19 protein-coding genes are annotated in these 20,295 nt (G+C 72.0%); 8 read left to right on the forward strand and 11 right to left on the reverse strand.

What is annotated here, in order from left to right:
* Nucleotides 1-32: 32 nt before the first annotated feature.
* Nucleotides 33-1,322, reverse strand: a complete 1,290-nt coding sequence (locus tag ABRP24_RS17435; RefSeq protein WP_111056685.1) for an MFS transporter — start codon at nt 1,320-1,322, stop codon at nt 33-35.
* Nucleotides 1,323-1,403: 81 nt separating this feature from the next.
* Here ABRP24_RS17435 and ABRP24_RS17440 point away from each other — a divergent pair, with 81 nt between their 5' ends.
* Nucleotides 1,404-2,282, forward strand: coding sequence for a LysR family transcriptional regulator (locus ABRP24_RS17440; RefSeq protein ID WP_027464977.1), 879 nt, complete (start codon nt 1,404-1,406; stop codon nt 2,280-2,282).
* A gap of 133 nt (nt 2,283-2,415) precedes the next feature.
* Here ABRP24_RS17440 and ABRP24_RS17445 read toward each other — a convergent pair whose 3' ends face one another.
* The 6 genes from ABRP24_RS17445 to ABRP24_RS17470 form a co-directional block, all read right to left on the reverse strand.
* The gene (locus ABRP24_RS17445) at nt 2,416-3,159 is read right to left on the reverse strand and encodes a hypothetical protein (RefSeq protein WP_349847300.1); all 744 of its coding nucleotides are present in this window, start codon (nt 3,157-3,159) and stop codon (nt 2,416-2,418) included.
* Nucleotides 3,149-3,688 (reverse strand): RNA polymerase sigma factor, encoded by a 540-nt coding sequence (locus ABRP24_RS17450; protein ID WP_301629189.1) that lies wholly within the window; start codon nt 3,686-3,688, stop codon nt 3,149-3,151. Before ABRP24_RS17450 ends, ABRP24_RS17445 begins: the two co-directional genes overlap by 11 nt.
* A gap of 122 nt (nt 3,689-3,810) precedes the next feature.
* Nucleotides 3,811-4,074, reverse strand: coding sequence for a hypothetical protein (locus tag ABRP24_RS17455; protein WP_027464979.1), 264 nt, complete (start codon nt 4,072-4,074; stop codon nt 3,811-3,813).
* Entirely contained in the window at nt 4,071-4,730 is a 660-nt protein-coding gene (locus ABRP24_RS17460; RefSeq protein WP_051596596.1) for a DUF308 domain-containing protein, read from the reverse strand. Before ABRP24_RS17460 ends, ABRP24_RS17455 begins: the two co-directional genes overlap by 4 nt.
* Before the next feature lie 143 nt (nt 4,731-4,873).
* Nucleotides 4,874-6,862, reverse strand: a complete 1,989-nt coding sequence (locus ABRP24_RS17465; RefSeq protein WP_349847303.1) for a hypothetical protein — start codon at nt 6,860-6,862, stop codon at nt 4,874-4,876.
* Nucleotides 6,863-6,963: 101 nt separating this feature from the next.
* Nucleotides 6,964-8,610, reverse strand: a complete 1,647-nt coding sequence (locus tag ABRP24_RS17470) for a glycoside hydrolase family 13 protein (RefSeq protein WP_349847305.1) — start codon at nt 8,608-8,610, stop codon at nt 6,964-6,966.
* Nucleotides 8,611-8,716: 106 nt separating this feature from the next.
* On the opposite strand from ABRP24_RS17470, the gene ABRP24_RS17475 reads away from it, so the two are divergent.
* The 5 genes from ABRP24_RS17475 to ABRP24_RS17495 all read left to right on the forward strand — a co-directional run bounded on the left by ABRP24_RS17475 (nt 8,717) and on the right by ABRP24_RS17495 (nt 12,588).
* Nucleotides 8,717-9,283 (forward strand): NADPH-dependent FMN reductase, encoded by a 567-nt coding sequence (locus tag ABRP24_RS17475; protein ID WP_027464982.1) that lies wholly within the window; start codon nt 8,717-8,719, stop codon nt 9,281-9,283.
* A gap of 138 nt (nt 9,284-9,421) precedes the next feature.
* Nucleotides 9,422-9,934, forward strand: coding sequence for a MarR family winged helix-turn-helix transcriptional regulator (locus ABRP24_RS17480; protein WP_027464983.1), 513 nt, complete (start codon nt 9,422-9,424; stop codon nt 9,932-9,934).
* A 113-nt stretch (nt 9,935-10,047) separates the two neighbouring features.
* Nucleotides 10,048-10,554 (forward strand): Dps family protein, encoded by a 507-nt coding sequence (locus ABRP24_RS17485; RefSeq protein WP_017886495.1) that lies wholly within the window; start codon nt 10,048-10,050, stop codon nt 10,552-10,554.
* 8 nt (nt 10,555-10,562) lie between these two features.
* Nucleotides 10,563-11,363, forward strand: coding sequence for an SDR family NAD(P)-dependent oxidoreductase (locus tag ABRP24_RS17490; protein ID WP_071246288.1), 801 nt, complete (start codon nt 10,563-10,565; stop codon nt 11,361-11,363).
* A 31-nt stretch (nt 11,364-11,394) separates the two neighbouring features.
* Nucleotides 11,395-12,588, forward strand: a complete 1,194-nt coding sequence (locus tag ABRP24_RS17495; protein WP_110864985.1) for an NAD(P)/FAD-dependent oxidoreductase — start codon at nt 11,395-11,397, stop codon at nt 12,586-12,588.
* 136 nt (nt 12,589-12,724) lie between these two features.
* Here ABRP24_RS17495 and ABRP24_RS17500 read toward each other — a convergent pair whose 3' ends face one another.
* The 4 genes from ABRP24_RS17500 to ABRP24_RS17515 all read right to left on the reverse strand — a co-directional run bounded on the left by ABRP24_RS17500 (nt 12,725) and on the right by ABRP24_RS17515 (nt 17,032).
* Nucleotides 12,725-13,795 (reverse strand): alpha/beta fold hydrolase, encoded by a 1,071-nt coding sequence (locus ABRP24_RS17500; RefSeq protein WP_349847308.1) that lies wholly within the window; start codon nt 13,793-13,795, stop codon nt 12,725-12,727.
* 70 nt (nt 13,796-13,865) lie between these two features.
* The gene (locus ABRP24_RS17505) at nt 13,866-14,741 is read right to left on the reverse strand and encodes an SMP-30/gluconolactonase/LRE family protein (RefSeq protein WP_349847310.1); all 876 of its coding nucleotides are present in this window, start codon (nt 14,739-14,741) and stop codon (nt 13,866-13,868) included.
* A 163-nt stretch (nt 14,742-14,904) separates the two neighbouring features.
* Nucleotides 14,905-15,738 (reverse strand): DUF1206 domain-containing protein, encoded by an 834-nt coding sequence (locus ABRP24_RS17510; RefSeq protein WP_027464986.1) that lies wholly within the window; start codon nt 15,736-15,738, stop codon nt 14,905-14,907.
* 127 nt (nt 15,739-15,865) lie between these two features.
* Nucleotides 15,866-17,032 carry an RtcB family protein gene (locus tag ABRP24_RS17515; RefSeq protein ID WP_349847312.1) on the reverse strand — a complete coding sequence of 389 codons (1,167 nt, stop codon included), beginning with the start codon at nt 17,030-17,032 and terminating at the stop codon, nt 15,866-15,868.
* A gap of 490 nt (nt 17,033-17,522) precedes the next feature.
* Here ABRP24_RS17515 and ABRP24_RS17520 point away from each other — a divergent pair, with 490 nt between their 5' ends.
* Together ABRP24_RS17520 and ABRP24_RS17525 are read left to right on the forward strand one after the other, a co-directional pair.
* Complete coding sequence (locus tag ABRP24_RS17520) at nt 17,523-19,343, forward strand: glycoside hydrolase family 15 protein (RefSeq protein WP_176708062.1); 1,821 nt, start codon at nt 17,523-17,525, stop codon at nt 19,341-19,343.
* Between the two features lie 46 nt (nt 19,344-19,389).
* A complete protein-coding gene (locus ABRP24_RS17525; RefSeq protein ID WP_027464989.1) occupies nt 19,390-19,992 on the forward strand; it encodes a DUF1992 domain-containing protein in 603 nt (200 codons plus the stop codon).
* Nucleotides 19,993-20,295: the final 303 nt, after the last annotated feature.

Raw genomic sequence — 20,295 nt, forward strand, 5'->3', positions numbered from 1 at the left:
AGGCGACGGGCGGACGCCAGGCCCGTGGCGCGTCAGGCGCGCGCGGCCAGCCGGGTGCCGGCGACGACGGCCAGGACGGCGACGAGCACGACGTACCCGATCAGGACGGGGAGCGTCGGGATCACCAGCAGCGCCGCCCCGACGGCCACGACCGGCACGGTGAGTCCGGCGTAGGCGATGAGGAACGTGGCGGCGAGCACGCCGCCCCGACGCTCCGGCCCGACCAGTGCTGCGGCGCTGCCGATCGCGGCGCGGAACAGCAGGCCGACCCCGGCGCCCGCGACGACCCCGCCGCCGATGAACCCGGCGACCTGCAGCAGGACCGCGGCGACGGCGAGGACGACCAGCCCGACGACCAGCAGCACCATGCCGAGCCGGATCTGCGCACGCTGCGACAGCCGGGCGAAGACGATCTGCGAGAGCGCGCTCGCGGCGAAGACCCCGAAGGTCGTGGCCCCGGCGGCCAGGCGGTCGGTGACGTGGAAGGTGGTGCCGAGGAAGCTCGGCGCGACCGACGTGAAGAGGCCCTGCACGGCGAGTGCCGCGAACGCTGCTGCACCGGCTGCCCAGAACGCAGCTCCCTGGCCCTCGGGAGCCTGCATGCGCTGCGGGCGGTAGGCCACGGGCTGCTCGGGGCGGCCGACGGTCTCCGGTGCGGCCAGCACCAGCACGAACGCGATGGCCAGCGCGATCACGAACACCACGTACGGGACCATGAGCGGCTGCCCGACGAACTCGGCGAGCGCTCCACCGACCAGGGCGCCGAGCGACAGCCCGCCGAGGTTCACCGCCCCGGCGGCGACGCTCGCCCCCTTCGCGGAGTCGCTCGACCCGGTCGCACGGACCCGGAGCTCACCGAGGTGCGCCGTCGCGGTCGCCGTCAGCGTCCCGACACCGAGGCCGGTCACGAGCCGGGCGACGATGAGGCCGGTGACGTCGTTCCAGAGCAGGAACAGCACGGCAGCGACCAGCTCGAGGGCGATGGACACCAGGATGAGCGGGCGCCGCCCGTGCACGTCGCTCAGGTGTCCCGCCAGGTACAGCGACCCGACGACCCCGACCCCGTACGCCGCGAAGATCACAGTCGTGGTGAAGGTCGGGAACCCGTCGCGGGCCTGGTAGATGACGTAGAGGGGCGCGGGGACGGTCGCGAAGGCCATCACCGCGAGGAACGCGAAGGCGACGACCCAGAAGCCGAAACCGTGGCGCCGACGGGTGTGGACACGGCGTCCGCGCGGGGCGACGACACGGTCGCTCGCGGATGCGGGAGCGGCGGTGGTGGCGGGGACGGTGCCCGTCGGGGTGTCGGTGACGGTTGACATGCTCCGATGATCGCGCTCGGGGTGCATCGAGTCCAACGGATGCGCTTGATGTGCACGATCGATCTGATCGATACTCGGACAATGGAGACCCGACTGCTCGAACAGTTCGTTACCGTCGCCGCCGAGGGCAGCGTCACCCGCGCGGCCGAACGACTCTGGGCGGCGCAGTCCACGGTGTCCGCGGGCATCGCCTCGCTCGAGCGCAGCTTCGGGGTGCGGCTCTTCGACCGCACCGGCCGACAGCTCGTCCTGACCCCGGCCGGCGAGGACCTGCTCCCCCACGCCCGCGCGGTGCTCGAGTCCCTCGACCGGATGCGCGACCTGGCCACCGCCGACGACGCCGACCTGCGGGGGCGGGTGCGGCTCGGCATCTTCACGAGCATGGACATCGTCGACCTGACGGGCGTGCTGCAGCGGTTCCGACGGCAGCACCCGCTCGTCGCGGTGGAGCTGATGACCTCGCCGTCGGGGACGACCGGGCTCGTGCAGGACCTGGTCGCCGGGCGGCTCGACATCGCCTACACGGGCCTGCCCACCGTGCCCGCCGGCGTCGTCGTGGAGCCGTTGCGGGAGATGCCGTTCCGGGTGTTCACCGCGTCGGACCACCCGCTCGCCGGCCGGTCGTCGGTGTCGCTCGCCGAACTCGCCGATGAACCCTTCGTCGACACGGCGCACGGGTTCGGCAACCGGATCATCCTCGACGGGGCACTCGAGCGGCTCGGCATCCGGCGGCGCATCGTCGCGGAGATGAACGACATGCCCGCCGTGATCCGGTTCGCCTCGGCCGGGCTCGGCGTCGGGGTCGTGCCGGACTCGGGGGTGCGGTACGACGGGGCGGTGCTCGACCTGGAGGACGAGGTCGAGCCGCTCCGCATCGGTCTGGCGGTCCGGACGTCCCCGGAACCGAGCCGTGCGGTCCGGACGCTGGCGCGCGACATCGTGGCGGCGCGGGTGGGGTGACGCGGGGCGTGGTCGGTGTGCTCCGTGAGCAGGAACGGTCGCGTCACGGTGCGCGAGGCGACCGTTCCTGCTCACGATCTGACCACCGACGGACTGGAGGCACGGGTCGGGTCCGCCCCGTGCCTCCGGGCCGTCAGTCCCCCCAGATCTCCCCGATGACGGCGTTCAGCAGACCGTTCGTCGGGAAGCCGATTTGGTCGACGACGACGTAGCTGTCGCCGCGGACGTACAGGGTGTACGCCTTGGCGGCGCCGTCGTCGAGGGTCGCTCGGAGCTGGCACAGCGTGCCGTCCGGTCGCTCCGTGCAGGTGCCGCCAGCCTCGTCGCCGAACGAGTCGATCTGGTACTGGACGTGCTCGGCGCTCGCGGTGTGGATCGAGACGGACAGGAACGAGCTGTCCGCATCCGGCTTCTGCCACACGCAGCTGATCGACGCCGAGACGACGTCCACGGTGTCGGGGTCTTGGGTGTCCTTCTCGGTCACCGACGCATCTCCGAACAACCGCGAGTACTCCGACGCGGGCACGATCGAGCGGCAGCTCGTGGGGATCGTGGCGACGGTGTTGCGCGGGGTCGGGGTGGGCTTCGGGGTCGGGGCGCCCGTGATCGGGGCGGAGCTCGGCGTCGTCGCGGACGGCGACGGCTCGGGCTGCTGGGTCTGGGTGGGAGCGGCGACCGGGTCGGCGTTCTGCTGCGACAGGGTCAGCGCGACGGCACCGGTCGCGGTGCCGAGTGCCAGCAGGGCGACGACGCCGACCACGACGCCCGAGCGACCACGACGTCGCTTCGGGCGGGGCGTGGCGCGTTCGAGGACGTTCTGCTTCATCGAGACGAGCATGCGCTGCAGCTCGTCTCCCTGGGGAGGTTCAGTGTTCATCGTGCATCACCGCCTTCTTGAGTCGACGTCGGTTGCGGGAGACCCGCTGGGTGACCGCGCCGACCGTGAGCCCGAGGAGCTCAGCGGCTTCGGCGTAGGAGGACCCCTCGAGGAGGCAGAGCTCGCAGATGCGGCGGTCGAGGTCGGGGAGCGCGGCGATCTCGGCACGGACCCAGCGCAGGGTCTCGCGGGCCTCGTCGTGGTCGGCGGGCGAGGCGAGGTGCTCGGGGAGTTCGTCCGCGCGACGACGGGCCTGCTTGCGGCCGGTGTTGAAGGCGTGGTTGCGGCAGACGACGAGCAGCCACGGCAGCACGGTGTCCGCCGGCAGCTCGAGGGTCGCCGCCCGCTGCCAGAGCGTGAGGAACGCGTCCTGCACGATCTCCTCGACGTCGGAGCGGTTGTCCACGAGTGCCCAGGCGTAGCGGGTGAGGGTGGCGGCGTACCGGTCGAACGCTCGTGCGAGCGCTCCGGTGTCCCCCTGTGCCATCGCACGGACGAGTCCTTCGTCCGTGTCGGTGCCGGTCGTCACGTCCACATCCCACCTCCTTCACCCAGAGGTGTCGGCAGGACCCGCGATCCTGACAGGACCGCTCCTGATTCGTGACCTCGGGCGTGTCCGGCGTCAGGACGCGGTCGCCGCTGGGTCAGCCGTCAGTGGAAGTCGTCGCCGTCGCCCTCGCCCGGCGTCTTGTGCCCGCCGAGCATGTCGTTGTCGTCCTGCTCGCTCGACGAGGCGAGCTGCAGCATCGCGAGCACGACGACGACCACGATGAACGCGACGCCGAGGAAGATCACGGCCAGCTGCAGTTCCCGCGTCGAGAACAGCACGACGAGCCCGGTGAACACCGCGACGATCGCGGAGATCCCGAGGAGCTCGACCGGGCGCAGACGGTCACGACGGCTGGGGGTGGTCATGCGTGTGGTGCTCCGTCCGGGGCGACGGCCGGCGTGGCCGTGCCCCACTTGTGCGAGAGGCCGGCGATCACGTGGAAGACGGCCGTGATGGCGAGGTACGCGCCGAGCAGGCCGACGAGCACGATCGAGGCGTCGAGGGTGCCGGTGACCTGCTCCACGCCACCGAGCTGCTGGGAGTAGTCGGGCGGCGTGACGAGGAAGGCGACCGCGAGCAGCAGCGTGAGGCCGCCGATCGTGGTCCAGTCGCGAGCGAAGGGTGAGCGACGCCGGGCACGGAGCCCCTGCGACAGCTCGAGGGCCCCGGTCAGCACCGCGAACGCGACGATGACCGTGATGAAGGCCGGCAGCCCGAACCCGTTGCACGCGAACGCGGCGACCGCGGCGAGCAGGGTGATGACGGCCTGCAGCAGGGTCGTGCGACGCGAACGGCCATCGAGGGGCAGTCGGGAGATCCCGGCGAACAGGAGCACGAGGCCCTCGACCAGGGCGAAGCCGCCGAACAGCACGAGACCGTAGCCCGCGGCGTGGTTGGTCGAGAAGGTGATGACCATCGCGACGACCGCTGCGGGGACCGCCCGGAGGATCGGGATCGGCCAGTACCGCGCGCGCTGGGTCGCGTCTTCCACGGTGGTGGCGTCGTCCACGGTGTCGGACACGAGACCTCTTTCGGGCATGCGGATCGTGGATCCGATCCTACCGCCGGTGGGGTGAACGCCCGACCGGCGGCGTCTCCACCCCCTGTGGACGTGCACACCCGTGCGCCGGGACGGCACCGCGTCCGGTGCCGTCCCGGCGGCGTTCAGGGCTGCTGCGGGTCGTCGGTCGGCGCGTTCCGGCGGGCACGACGTCGGGCGAGCCACCAGCACACGGACCCGACGGCGGCGGCCAGGGCGGCGAGCGCGGCGGCGAGGCCGACCCCTTCGGCACCGGTGTAAGCGAGAGCTCCCACGGGCGCAGTGGCGCCGTGGTCAGCTGCCGGCGCACCCGCACGCCCGTGGTCAGCACCCGTCCCGGGGCCGTCGCCGTCGCTGGGGCCGCCACCACCGGAACCGCCGGCACCCGATCCGTCCCCGTCGTCCGGTGCCGGACCGGTCGTCGGCGCAGGGCTCGGCGCCGGTCCGTCGTCGTCCGGGTCGACGACGATCGCCACACCGGTGGACGGGTCGCCCCCGTCCGGGTCGGTCGGCGAGGTCGCGGTCGCCACGTTCACCACGTCGGATCCGTCCCCCCGGTAGCCCGGATCGAGCACGGCGCGGATCCGGAAGGCCCGGGTCTCCCCCACGTCGAGCGAGGCGTCGGATCGGCACGTCACGCGCTGCCCCTCGGCGGTGCACCCGTCGTCCGAACCGGCGAAGCGCACGGCCTCGGGCAGCTCGTCGACGGCCCCGACGTGCTCCGCGACCGCCGGACCCCGGTTCCGTGCGGTCACGAGGTACTCGACCGCGTCTCCGGGTGCGACGGTCGACGGTGACACCGACTTGTCCGTCTCCACGTGCGCGACGGCCGCCGGTGCCGTCGCGGTCGTGCTCGCCCGCGAGACGTTGTCCGTCTCGTTCGTGTCGGACAACGACGCAGGCGTGGCGATCGTCGCGACGCTCTCCATGCTCCCCTCGGTGCCCGTGGCGACCCGCCCCTCGATCGTCACCACGGCCGAACCGTCGCGGGGCAGGGACAGGTCGGTCGCCACGTCACCGCTCCCCGTCGCGGTCGCGCAGGCGGAGCCCGCCGCCGCGGTGCACGTCCAGGTGACGTCCTCGATGCCGTCCGGCACGTCGACGTGCAACGGGCTCGGATCGGCGGCGTTCGGGCCGGGGTTCCGAGCCGTGACGTCGTAGCGGACGGGGTCGCCGGCCGTGACGGTCGCGGGCAGGTCGTGCTCGACCGACAGGTCCGCCGGCTTCCACACCTGCAGCGCGTCGACCTCGTGCTTGTCGACGTGGCTGCCGGTGGCCGCGGCGAACCCGAGGCGGAGCGTGCTCGGCAGCGGGGCCTGTCCGTCGCCGTGCAGCGGGACCGAGTCCAGTACCGTCCGCAGGGCCTCGCCGGCCTGGATCCGGACCGTCACGGCGAGGCCGCCCTCGGCCTCGGGCAGCAGGGTGACGCGGACCTTCCGCGGTGCGGCTCCGTCGGTCACCGTGCCGCCGGGGGCCGCGACGCCGGCGACGTACCGGTAGCCCTCGGTCCCGTCGCCCGATCCGCGGACGACGACGTGGTCGGCCTGGGCACCGGGACCGGAGTCGTTGATGCGCGACGAGAAGTTGCCGTAGTGGTCGATCGCGACGGCGGCGAACCCACCGGGGACCCCGGGCAGGTCGCACGGGCGTCCACCGCCCTCGGTCACGGTGCTGCGGCAGGCGTACCCGAGGCCGGCACCGTACGACCCGACACCCTGTGGTGCGGCCCCGTCGGCCAGGTACAGCAGCAGGCCGTCGGCCCCGGGGTCGTCCTTCGCGGTGTACATGGCGTAGGTGAACTCGATCTCGAGCCCGGTGTCGGAGGGGAACGTGTCGTTCGTCGACCAGGCCCCGGCCTGGTTCCGGACGTCGTCGGTGAGTCGCAGGCGACCGTCGGACACCGCGGCGTCACCCTGCAGGGTGCCGCCGGACGCACTGGAGAACTCGTTGACGTAGGGGAAGTCGAGCGCAGCGGCGCTCGACCCGGACGGGAGCACGGCGGGCGCCGCGAGCACGCCGAGCGCGGTCAGCGCGGCGCCGACCGCAGCGAGGCGGCGGACGACCCGCGGCCGGAGTGGTCGTGGACCGGATGCTGGAGCAGTGGGATCTGTCATGCCCCGATGCTCGCGATCGGGAGGTCACCCCCGGGCGGCGGCGAGACGATCTGTGGAACGCCACCACGGGCCTCCGGGCTGTGGAGGAAGAACCCGTCCGCTCAGGCCAACCACACCGTCGTCTCGCCGGGCAGCACACCGGGCGAGACCTCGTCGAGCGGTCCCGACGCGACGACCACGGTGCCGGCGGGCAACGGCACCGGCTGCGTGCCGAAGTTCGTGAACGACCGCCAGCCGTCGTGCCGGGCGAACGCCACGACCTCGGAGCCGGACTCCAGCCACGTCAGCGCCTCCCCCTGCTGCAGCCGACGTCGTGCGGCCAGCGCCCGGCGGTACAGCGACAGGGTCGACCCGGGATCGCCGTCCTCGGCCTCGACCGAGGACTCCCCGAAGTCCTGCGGCTGCGGCAGGTGGGGTGCGACGTCCCCGAAGCCGAACGACGGCCCGGAGCGCGTCCACGGGATCGGCACGCGGCAGCCGTCCCGGCCCTTCACGGTGTGCCCGGTGCGGAGCCACTTCGGGTCCTGCAGCAGGTCGCGCGGGATCGCGGCGGCCTCGTGCAGCCCGAGCTCCTCGCCCTGGTAGACGTACGACGACCCCGGAAGCGCCAGCATCAGCAGCGTCGCCGCGCGTGCCCGGCGGAGCCCCCGTGCACGGTCGAGCTCCGGCGTCGTGCCGTCCGTCATGAGCCAGGCGTCGGTCTCGGTGCCGTCCGGCAGGCCGTACCGGGTGGGGTGCCGCACGACGTCGTGGTTCGACAGCACCCAGGTGCTCGAGGCACCCGAGTGCTCCGAGGCGGCCAGGTTCCGCTCGATGATCCGACGGAATGTCTCGGGCTCGAACGGGGCCTCGAGCAGGTCGAAGTTGAAGGCCTGCCCGAGCTCCATCGGCCGGGCGTACAGGACGCGGCGGGGGGCAGGGGCCCAGGCCTCGGCGACCGCGGCACGGGGCGGCTCGTACTCGTCGAGCACCCGACGCCAGGTGGCGAAGATCTCGTGCACCTCGTCGCGGTCGTACAGCGGGTCGGAGCCGTCGAGCGGCAGGTCCTGCTCGTTCGAGGGCCGGTACGGGGTCGACAGGTCCTTCGCCAGACCGTGCGCGACGTCCACGCGGAACCCGTCGACACCGCGGTCGGACCAGAAGCGCAGCGTGTCCTCGAAGTCGGCGCGGACCTCGGGGTTCGACCAGTCGAGGTCCGGCTGCTCGGGGGCGAACAGGTGCAGGTACCACTGCCCGTCCGGAACCCGGGTCCACGCGCTGCCGCCGAAGTTCGACACCCAGTCGCTCGGCGGCAGTTCCCCGGAGTCGCCGGACCCCTCGCGGAACACGTACCGCGCACGCTCGGCCGACCCCGGCGAGGACGCCAGTGCGGCCCGGAACCACTCGTGCTGGTCCGAGGTGTGGTTCGGCACGATGTCGACGATGACCTTGAGGTCGTGTTCGTGGGCGGCCCGGACCAGGGCGTCGAGGTCGTCGAGGGACCCGAGCTTCGGGTCGACGGCACGGTAGTCGGCGACGTCGTAGCCCCCGTCGGCGAGCGGCGACGGGAAGAACGGTGAGAGCCACAGCGCGTCGACACCGAGCGACGCCAGGTACGGCACCCGGCTGGTGATGCCCGCGACGTCACCGAGCCCGTCGCCGTCGGTGTCGGCGAAGCTGCGTGGGTAGACCTGGTAGACGACGGCATCGCGCCACCAGGTCGGGTCGGTGGTTCGTGGCGTGCTGGCCGGGGTCCGAAGCGTGGTCACGCCGCCACCGTACCCAGGGGGCTGGGAATAGCGCCCCGTACGATCGCATTGGTTGTCGCTGACACCTTTCCGTCCAGCAACAGCATCCCGCAACAGAAGGAGCTCCATGACGAACGTCCTCGTCCTCGTCGGCAGCCTGCGCGCCGACTCCATCAACCGCAAGCTCGCCGAGGCCGCCGCGCACCACGCGCCGGAGGGCATCGAGCTGCACACCTTCGACGGCATCGTCGACCTGCCGTTCTACAACGAGGACATCGACGGCGACACCCCGCCCGCCGCTGCCGTCGCCTTCCGCGACGCCGTCGCCACCGCGGACGCCGTCCTGCTGATCACCCCCGAGTACAACGGCACCATCCCCGCCGTCCTGAAGAACGCGCTCGACTGGGGTTCGCGTCCGTTCGGCGCCTCGCCGCTGTCCGGCAAGCCCCTCGCCGTGATCGGCTCGGCGTTCGGCCAGTACGGCGGCGTCTGGGCGCACGACGACGCCCGCAAGGCCGCCGGCATCGCCGGTGCGAAGGTCCTGGAGGACGTCAAGGTCGCCATCCCGCAGTCGGTCGTCCGTTTCGCGGAGACCCACCCGCGTGAGGACGCCGAGGTCACGACGCTCGTGCAGGGCGCGCTCACCGCGCTCGCCGAGGCCGCAGCCGGCACGGACGAGCAGGCAGCCGCGTAACGCGACGAACCACCGGACAGGAGGCCCGTGGCGACCCCGCCACGGGCCTCCTGTCCGTCCGGTGCGGACGCACCGGTCGGAGCGGAACCCGGGAGTCCGCTAGACGACCGAGATACGAGACGGGTTACCCTAAACGCCATGTCGACGCAGGAGATCACCGAGGCGTCCGGGTACTGGTTCCCGGACGACGACGCGACCCAACGCGGGGTAGCGGTGCTCAACGCCCTGCGCCGGTACCGATCCGCCGAGACGGCCATGCGCCGCCGGACCCGCGACTCGATGGGGATGGGCGAGACCGACCTGCTCGCCGTGCGCTTCCTGCTGCAGGCGCAGCGCTCCGGCACCGCCGTGAGCCCGAAGGACCTCGCCGCGTACCTCAAGATCTCGTCGGCCTCGACGACGATCCTCATCGACCGCCTGGTCAAGTCGAACCACGTGCGCCGAGACCCGCACCCCACCGACCGACGGGCGCTCGTCATCACGCCGACGACCGAGACCGACGACGAGGTCCGCGCCACGCTCGGCGTGATGCACCGCCGGATGATGTCGATCGCCGAGGGACTCCCCGCGTCCGAGGCCCGGATCGTCGCCGGCTTCCTGGAGCAGATGCGCGAGGCCGTCGACCAGGTCGACCCCGCGCCGTCGCACTGAGCGGCACCGCGCCGGACGCCCCCGGGGGACGCTGCCTCCGAGCGCACTGAGAGCGTGCACTGGGGCACCGCGTAGACCGGAACGGTCACACCGACGCGAAAGGAGCCACAACCATGCACGCTTCGGACAAGATGGCCAAGAACCTCCAGGCGGTCCTCGTGGACCTCATCGACCTGCACCTGCAGGGCAAGCAGGCCCACTGGAACATCCTTGGCACCAACTTCCGCGACCTCCACCTGCAGCTCGACGAGATCGTCGACGCGGCTCGTGAGTTCGCCGACGACACCGCCGAGCGCATGCGCGCGCTGTACCTCGTGCCGGACGGCCGCTCGGCGACCGTCTCCGCGGGCAGCCACCTCGACGCGTTCCCCTCGGGCGAGATCACCACGCACGACGCCATCGACCAGGTCACGCTCCGGCTGTACCAGGCGACCGGCACCATGCGCGACGTCCACGACGAGGTCGACGAGGAAGACCCGACGACCGCGGACCTGCTCCACGGCTTCATCGAGCGCCTCGAGCAGCTCGCGTGGATGGTCTCCGCCGAGAACCGCGCGCCCAGCACCCCGCTGGCCTCCGCCACCACGCCCGCCGTCGCCGACGCGTCGGCACACGCGTAGGGGCCCGAGTGGACCTCGGTATCCAGGGCAAGACCGCACTCGTCTTCGGCGGCGACTCCGGCATCGGCTGGAACACGGCGCGCATCCTCCTGGCAGAGGGTGCAACCGTGGTCGTCACCGACATCGACCAGAGCCGTCTGGACACCAGTGCGGACCAGCTCGAGGCACCGCTCGGCAAGCTGCACGCCTTCGCCGCGGACGTCCGGAGTGCCGAGAGCCTCGCCGCCCTGCACGACAAGGTGCGCGAGGCCGTCGGCGAGATCGACATCCTGGTGCAGTCCTCGGGCGTCACCGGCGCCCAGGGCATGTTCCACGAGATCGACGAGGCCGGCTGGGCGGAGACGATCGACATCGACCTGATGGGGCCGGTGCGGATCACCCGTGAGTTCATCGGTGACCTGCGCCAGGGCGGCTGGGGACGCATCGTCTACCTGGTGTCCGAGGACGCCTCGCAGCCGTACGACGACGAACTGCCCTACTGCGCCGCCAAGGCCGGGGTGCTCTCGTTCGCGAAGGGCCTGTCGCGCTCCTACGCCTCCGAGGGCCTGCTGGTGAACACGGTCTCCCCCGCGTTCATCCACACGCCGATGACCGACGCGATGATGGACAAGCGAGCCAAGCAGCGCGGGACCTCGTTCGACGAGGCCATCGGCAGCTTCCTCGAAGAAGAGCGGCCGTACATGGAGCTCAAGCGCCGCGGCGAGCCGGAAGAGGTCGCGAACGTCGTGGCCTTCCTGTGCTCCGACCTGGCCAGCTTCGTGAACGGCGCCAACTACCGGGTCGACTCCGGCTCGGTCGCCACGATCTGATCGTGGTGCCACAGCACCGCCAGGAGGCGTCATGACCGACTTTCGCTACCTCATCGTCGGCGGCGGGATGGTCGCCGACGCCGCTGCCCGCGGCATCCGCGAGCTCGACACCGACGGGTCGATCGGGATCCTCAGCGAGGACGTCGACCGGCCCTACGCACGGCCCGCGCTGTCGAAGAAGCTCTGGACCGACCCGGACTTCAGCTGGGACGACAAGGTCGACCTGCACACCGAGGAGACCGGGGCGCAGTTCGTCCTGGGGACCGCGGTGACCGCGATCGACCGTGCCGCGAAGACCGTCACGACGGCCGACGGCGCGACCCACGGGTACGAGCGGCTCCTGCTCGCGACCGGAGGGAAGCCGCGCGGGCTGCCGGGGCTGTCACCGTCGGCGCGCGTGCTCGACTACCGCAGCGCGTCGGACTACCGCCGGCTGCGCGAACTCGCGGATGCCGGAGCACACGTCGCCGTCGTCGGCGGCGGGTACATCGGCCAGGAGATCACGGCGGGCATCGTGCAGAACGGTGCGCGCGTCACGCTGGTCGACCCGGACGAGGTCGTCGGCGGACGGATGTTCCCCGAGGACCTGGCACGGGCGTTCCAGCAGCGCTTCGTCGACCACGGTGTGGAGCTCCGCACCGGCCGCCGGGTGTCCGAGGGCACCGAGACGGCGGACGGCGTGCGGCTGACGCTCGACGACGGCTCCGTGGTCGAGGCCGACGCGGTCGTCGCCGGACTCGGCATCGAACCCGCGACGCAGCTCGCCGCCGACGCCGGACTCACCGTCCGCGACGGCATCGTGGTGACCTCGACACTGCTCACCGACGACGACTCCGTGTTCGCCGCCGGTGACGTCGCCGAGTACCCGGACCGGATCCTCGGCACGCGCCGGGTGGAGCACGTCGACAACGCCCAGCAGCAGGGTCGGCAGGCCGGCCGCAACCTGGCCGACGCCGACGAGACCTACGACCACACGCCGATGTTCTACTCCGACGTCTTCGACATGGGGTACGAGGCGGTGGGGCAGGTCAGTTCGAAGCTCCGCACGGTCGAGGACTGGCAGGACCCCACCGTGACCGGCGTCGTCTACTACCTGGACGACGACGACACGGTCCGGGGCGTGCTGCTCTGGAACGTGTGGGACAAGACCGACGAGGCCCGCAAGGTCCTCGCCGAGGCGAACGCGCTGACGCCCGACATGCTGCCGGGCCGCATCACGCCCTGACCGCGCGCCCGTCGCTGTGGTCGCGACGGCCTGGAGGCCCGGTGCCGGTCCGTCGGACCGGCGCCGGGCCTCCAGGCGGTCGCCCGCAGGTCGCGACGCCCGCTGGTTCGACGGTGTGCTGCTGCGACGGTGCTGGCTACTTCGACTCCGGCGCGACTTCGTCGACGACCGCCCGGCGATCCGCCGGGTCGACCGGCAGGTCGTCGCCGTCCGCCATCGCGACGGCGTGCGCGGACTTGGCCGCCTCGAGCGTCTCGTCGTCGTTCCGGGCCATCCCGAACAGCTCGATGAAGCGCGACTTGACCAGCAACCAGGCGTCCCCCGGGCTGAGCCGCGCCAGGTCCGACGACGTCGAGTCGTCGTGCACCCGCTGCAGCGACGACACGCCCCGGTCGGGGATCCGGTGGTCGACGTGCGCCACCGCGAGCCGCGCGACCGCGTCGGCCTGTGCGTGCATGACCGAGTGTGCGCCGTCGACGACCTCGCGGAGGACCGCGTACGGGAACACCCGCGCCAGCCGGCGGACCCAGTCCCGCGGCACCATCGCGTCGTGCTCACCGCGGACGATCAGGGTGCGGGCCTGCACGTGGGCGGCGCGCTCCTCGATCGGGAACGCGATCATCCGTGGCAGGACCTTCCGGAACCAGTGCCATCCGCACAGCGCGTACGCCGTGATGCCGTGCCACCGGACCGCGGCGGGCTCGTGCAGCGTCGACCGCAGGAACCGGAACGCCGACTGCCGCACCGTGCGCGCCGACGAGTCGACCACCGGGCTGATGAGCACGAGGTCGGAGATCCCCGGACGGCGGGCGGCGACCTCGGTGACGACCTGCGTGCCCATCGAGTGCCCGACCAGGACCGGGTCCTGGAGCCCGAGGTCGTCGATGACCCGCTCGACCGCGTCGGCGTAGCGCTCGATCGAGACCTTCCCGCGGAACCGCGGGACGCCGGCGAACCCCGGCAGGTCCAGCGCGTGCACCGGACCGTTCTCGTTGAGGTGCGGGGCGAGCCGCTCGTAGTAGGTCGACGCGATGCCCAGGCCCGCGACCAGCACGAAGGCCCGCCCGCCGGGCTCACCGATCGAGCTCACCCGGACGTAGGTGCCGTCGACCGCGACCCGGTCCACCTGCACCGTGACGTCGGCGTCCTCGGCCTGGGCGAGCTCGCCGGCCGGGTCCGGCCGGGGTGCCTGGCGTTCGTCGTCCACGTGGGTCTCCTCCGGTCGGGCGGTCGCCCAGGATACCCGGCCGCCGTCCGCGCGGGCGGCGACGACGTGCTCAGCCGCTGAAGGTGTTCGCGGGGAACCCGTGCACCGTCGTCGGCACCGCGAAGACCGCACCGGACCGCGGCGCCTGCTCCAGGTCCTGCTCGGTGAGGTTCTCGCGGGCCGTCCCGACGAAGAGCGTCGACATGTCCGGACCGCCGAACGCCACCGACGTCGGGTTGGCGACGGGGAGCTCCACCGTCTCCAGGTGCGAGCCGTCGGGCCCGTAGCGCTCGACGCGGGATCCGCCGTAGATCGCGCTCCAGAAGCAGCCCTCGTCGTCGCGGACCAGGCCGTCGTGCGCCTGACCGACGATGAACGGCTCGAGTTCGCCGAGCTCGCCGTCCGGGCCGTACGACCCGCGGAAGACCGTCGAGGCGCTGGTGTCGGTGACGTACATCGTGCTGCCGTCCTCCGACCACTCCATGCCGTTCGTCACGCCGAAGCCGCCGCGGAGCACCCGGGTCGTGCCGTCGGCCTCGATCGAGTAGAGCGCCGCATCGGGTTCGCCGGTCGTCACGTTCATGCTGCCGACCAGGAACCGGCCGAACGGGTCGCACTTGCCCTCGTTGAACCGGTTGCCCGAGGTGCTGTGGATGACGCGGGCGATCTCGCGCTCCACGGCACCCTGCTCGTCCGTCACCACGACGGTGTCCCCGAGGGCCGCGACGAACCCGCCGGAGGCCCGGGGCTGGAAGCTCGCCAGCGGGGGCGGCAGCGGCACGCTCGACCGCGCCGTGCCGTCGGCCTCGGCGGTGTTGAGGGTGCCGAGGGTGATGTCGGCCCATCGGAGCAGCTGTGCGGACGGGTCCCAGACGATGCTCTCGGCGAGGACCGCTCGGGCGTCGGCGAAGACTGTCGCGGGGCCGGTCGTGACGTTGGTGCTCATCGACCCCGTCTACCGCGGGGGCGGTCCGTGCCCGCTCAGGCGGCGCGGCGGCGGCTGCGGCTGCGAGTTCACGGGCTCAGCGACACCTCACGCCCGCTGCGGCCCGTGAGGTGTCGCGCAGCGCGAAGGTCCGCGCCGGTCCGGTCGTCCGTGCACCCGCGGGTCAGAGGCGGGCGAACCGCGCGCGGAAGAAGCTGTAGACGCCGAAGGCCAGGAACCCGATGCCGATCGCGACGAGGACGAACACCCCACCGGGCATGCTCCGCACGGCGTCGAACGCGGCGTCGAGGCCGGTGGCCTGGTCGGGGTCGCTCTGCAGCCCCGCGACGGCGATGAGCACGCCCACGATGACCACGGCGATCCCCTTGCCGACGTACCCGACGACGCCGAGCACGGTGACCACGCGGTCGAGCTGACCCGACGGTCGCGTGATCTGCTTGCGGAACGACCGGCGGCAGCCGATGACCACGAGGCCGATGCCGACCGCGACCGCGATCGCCCCGGCGAGGAGCAGCACGAACACCCCTCCGGGCGTCGCCAGGGTCTTCGCCGCGGCACTCTGCGACGAGCTGCTCGAGCTCGACCCGGCACCGAGCGCGTACGAGGCCGCCGAGTACGCGATCACGCCGTAGACCACGGCCTTCGCGACGTCCTTCAGCCGGGCGAGCCACCCCCGGGTGGTGTCGGAACGGCCGCCGACGATCGCCTCGACGATCAGGCGCACGGTGAGTGCGGCCGTGCCGACGGCGATCAGCCAGAGCAGGAACACCCCGCCGGGGACCGCGGCGATCTGCTGCAGCGCACCGGACTGGTCCGTCTCGCCGCCGGAGGACGCGTTGCCGATGCCGAGCAGGATCGCGAGGTACCCGATCAGCAGGTGGACGATGCCGCTGCCGACGAACCCGGCGCGCGCCGTGACCTCGAACCAGCGGCTGTCGGCCGCTCGCCGGACCTGTCGCCCGGTTTCCTTCGCTGCGTGCTCCGCCGTGTCGCTCATCACGCCCCAGCGTGCCCGACGCGTGCCGTCCTGTCCGGGGCGCGCCGGGCCGTGCGGTCCGCCACGTGGCGGACGGGAGGCCCGTGGCGGTGCCGCCACGGGCCTCCCGTCCGTCGGTGGGCGCGTCTCAGTCGCCCTTCACGTTGACGACCTGCCGCAGGGTGTGCCGGATCGACACGAGGTCCTCGGCGTCCGCCATGACCTGGTCGATCGGCTTGTACGCCGCCGGGATCTCGTCGAGGAACGCGTCGGTGTCGCGGTACTCGATGCCGGCCATCGCCTCGCGCAGCTGCTCGTGGGTGAAGGTCCGCCGGGCCGCGCTCCGCGAGAACAGCCGGCCGGCACCGTGCGGGGACGACTCGAGCGAGGGCTTGTTGCCGAGTCCCTCGACCACGTACGACGCGGTGCCCATCGACCCGGGGATCAGGCCGGGCTGACCGGCCTTCGCCTGGATCGCACCCTTGCGCGACACCCACACGGACTTGCCCCAGTGCGTCTCACGCTGCGTGAAGTTGTGGTGGCAGTTGATCCGCTCGCGCTCGTCGACGGGCGTGCCGACGGCCTCGGACAGCTGCCGGACGACGCGGTCCATCATCTCCTCGCGGTTGAGCAGCGCGAAGTGCTGGGCCCACCGGAGCTCGGCGATGTACCGGTCGAACTCCGGCGTGCCCTCGACCAGGTACGCCAGGTCCGGGTCCGCCAGCTGGATCCACCACCGCTCCATCGCCTTCTTGGCGACCTTGATGTGCCGCTGCGCGATCTTGTTGCCGACGCCACGCGACCCGGAGTGCAGGAAGAGCCAGACCCGGTCCTGCTCGTCGAGGGAGACCTCGATGAAGTGGTTGCCGGACCCGAGGGTGCCGAGCTGGTTCCGCCACCCGCCGTGCACGCCGTCCGGGTCGAACCCGGCGGTCTCGGCCATCGCCTCGAGCTCGGCGATCCGGGGTGCGGCGGTCGCCACGATCTTCCGGTTCGACGCACCGGCCGACAGCGGGATCGCGCGCTCGATCTGCTCGCGCAGCCCCTGCAGGTCGGCGGGCAGGTCGGTGGCGGTGAATTGCGTGCGGACCGCGATCATGCCGCAGCCGATGTCCACGCCCACGGCCGCCGGCATGATCGCGCCGAGGGTCGGGATGACCGACCCGACGGTGGCCCCGAGGCCGAGGTGTGCGTCGGGCATGAGGGCCAGGTGCGGGAACACGAACGGCATGTGCGCGGTCGTGCGGGCCTGCTGCTCGGTGTTGTCCTCGAGCATCGAGGCCCAGCTGAGCAATCGGTCGTTGATCTTCTTCATGGAGTCGTCTCGCTTTCGTGACGGTCGAGGTGACGGTCCGAGACGGTCGTACGCCGGGCCTCCTGGTCGTCGCCGGACGTGGCGGACGGAAGGAGGCGGTGCTGACGAACGCCCCGGGCCGGGTGGGCACGAGGCGTCGTGGGACGTCGCGTGCCTACGCGGGATAGCGGAGGGACCACTGCTGCTCGGGCAGCACGGCGGCCGCGGCGAGCTGGAGCTCGACGCGTTCCTCGTTGTGCTGCACGGCGCGCATGCGCGGTCCTTCCGGTGTGCCGGGGCGGGCGGTCTGCCGATCGGCAGGAGGACGACGCTAGTGCGACACGCCCGGGATGCGCAAGTCACGTGGGCGTGTCGGCTGTGCTCCGGGGTGCGCCGGCGGTTCGCCGGCGGTGCTCCGGCGGTTCTCCACAGGTTGGAAGCCCGGCGTGCGTTCTCCACGAGGGGTACGTCCGCCTGATGGTCGCCACCGGGGCCGGGGCAGGCTGGACGCATGACCGAGCGCACGCGAGACACCCCCGACGCGACCGAGAACGAGGAACGGACGAACGGGTACGTCCCGCTCCGTTCGTACGGTGCGATCGGCGACGGGCGGACGGTCGCCCTCATCGCGCTCGACGGCCGGATCGACTGGCTGCCGATCCCGTCGATGGACTCACCGCCCGTGTTCGCGAGCATCGTCGACGCCGAGCACGGCGGACACGTCGCCCTGCGGCCGGTGGACGACCAGGCGCAGGTGTCCCGCGCCTACCTGCCGGGGACGAACGTGCTCGTGACGACCTGGACGACCCCGTCCGGCACCGCCACCGTGACCGACGCCATGGTCACCGGAGTGGCCGGACGGCTGCCCTGGGCCGAGATCGGCCGCTGCGTGCAGGGGGTCGACGGTTCGGTCGAGATGGAGTGGGCGGTCGTGCCCGGCACGATCCTGAACACCGCGGAACCGCGCCGACTCGACACCGCGAACGGCACGGTGATCGGCGTCGACGGCGTGACCATCGCGATCGTCGAGCAGGGCTTCGAACCGGTGCACGACGACGGCCCCCGGTTCTCGGGGCGGTTCACGACGGCCGAGGGCTCGAAGTCGATCCTGACCATCGTCGGCACGTACGACGAGCCGATCTTCCTGCCCGAACCGGAGCGCACGCTCGAGGGGGTCGACCGCACGATCGAGAACTGGTCGACCTGGTCGAAGGAGTTCAGCTACGACGGCCCCTGGTCGGACGCCGTCCAGCGCAGCGCCCTCGCCCTGAAGCTCCTGATCTTCGCCCCCACCGGCGCCATCGCTGCGGCCCCGACGACGAGCCTGCCCGAGGACCGCACCGGCGGCAAGAACTGGGACTACCGGTTCGCCTGGGTGCGCGACCTGGCGTACACGGTGCACGCGCTCACCCGCTTCGGCCTGCGCGAGGAGACGCACGCCGCCGTGTCGTGGGTGATGCGCACGATCGCCGAGCACGACGAGACGATGCCGATCTTCTACGGACTCGACGGGTCGAAGAGCGACACCGTCGAGGAGCGCGACGTCCCGGGCTGGAACGGCATCGGACCGGTCACGATCGGCAACCGCGCCGGTGACCAGCTGCAGCTCGGGGTCTGGGGCGACGTGTTCGAGATCATGCGCCAGTACGTCCGAGCCGGCAACGTGCTCGACCGCAAGACGGCCTCGGTGCTGCAGGACCTGGCCGACGACGCGTGCCACCGCTGGGTGGAGCCGGACTCGGGCATGTGGGAGCTGCAGGAGGCGCAGCACTACACGACGAGCAAGATCGGCTGCTGGCAGGCGCTCGACGCCGCGGTCGAGCTGCACGATGCGGGGATGATCGACGGCCCGCGCGAGAAGTGGATCGAGAACCGCGAGCTCATCGAGGACTGGGTCGCCGAGAACGGGTGGAACGAGGAGCTCGGCCACTACGTCATGTACCCGGGCACCGACGCGCTCGACTGCTCGATCCTGCTGCACGCGATGTCGGCGTTCGACCGTGGACCGCGCATGGAGTCCACGATCCGCGCCATCGAGGAGCAGCTGCAGCACGGGCCGCTCGTGTACCGGTACTCCGGCATCCAGGACGAGGAGTCCCCCTTCGTGGCGTGCTCGTTCTGGCTCGCCGCCGCGCTCGCGTGCGTCGGACGCGTCGACGACGCGAAGCAGCTGATGGACGACATGGTCGCGCAGGCGAACGACGTCGGACTGTTCAGCGAGATGCTCAGCGCCGTGGACGGGGACTTCATGGGCAACATCCCGCAGGGGCTGTCGCACCTGGCGCTCATCCAGGCTGCGCTCACCATCGAAGAAGTCTCAGAGAAGTCCTGACCGGGCTGGACGGCCCCTCGGGGGCGCGGGGCATCATGGCCTGACGATGAACGACGTCGATGCACGGATGGACCGGCTCCGCAGGGCCGCCCGCTACCGCTACCAGCAGCTCGTCGACCAGGAGATCGAGCGGGGGTCGCTCGACCCCGACGAGGTGCGCTCGGAACGCGAGGAACGTCGGCTGCTCAAGGCCGCCGACGTCGCCGCGCACGCCCGGGCCCAGATCGCGGAGGCCGAGCGGCGCGGGGTCTTCGAGGGCAACCCGTACCACGGCAAGCCGCTGCCGGGCCTCGACGGACAGCACGACCCGGACTGGTGGATCAAGTCGAAGATCGAGCGTGAGGACATCCGGGGCATCGCGCCGCCGGCCCTGGCGCTGCGGACCGAGGACGCCGAACTCGACGACGCCCTCGACGCCCTGTCGCTCGAGACCGACGTGCGCGACGTCCTCGTGGACTTCAACGCGCGGGTGAAGGAGGCCCGGCGGCAGCTGCTCGGCGGGCCGCCGGTGGTGACGCCGATGCGGGATGTCGAGGCCGAGGTGCTCGCCTGGCGGGAGCGCCGCGAGGTGCGTATGGCTTCGGCCGCGCGGGCAGCGGAGCAGGCGCGGCTCGAGGCGAAGCCGCGGCGGTGGTGGCGGCGGCGCTGAGGGGTGCGGTGCGGCGGTGCGGTCCCGGGGCGAGATTTCGCGCTGAGCGACAACTCTCGCGAACATGAGCGCGTGAGGTGTCGCCCAGCCCGTGACGACGGCGGCCGCCCGCCGGCCCGTCGTGCGCCGAGACGGACGGCGCGCAACGCAAGTCGGCCCGGACCGCGCTGCTGCGTGGTCCGGGCCGATTGTGGTGGTGCGGGGTGTTACTTGATCTGGGCGGTGATGGTGGCGGTGCCGACGAGGAGGCCGCGCTTGACGGCGTCGGTGCCGAAGGTCTTGTTCAGCAGGCCGGCGGCGTCC

The sequence above is a fragment of the Curtobacterium sp. WHRI 8282 genome (genome assembly GCF_040223925.2).
Classification (GTDB): Bacteria; Actinomycetota; Actinomycetes; order Actinomycetales; family Microbacteriaceae; genus Curtobacterium; species Curtobacterium flaccumfaciens.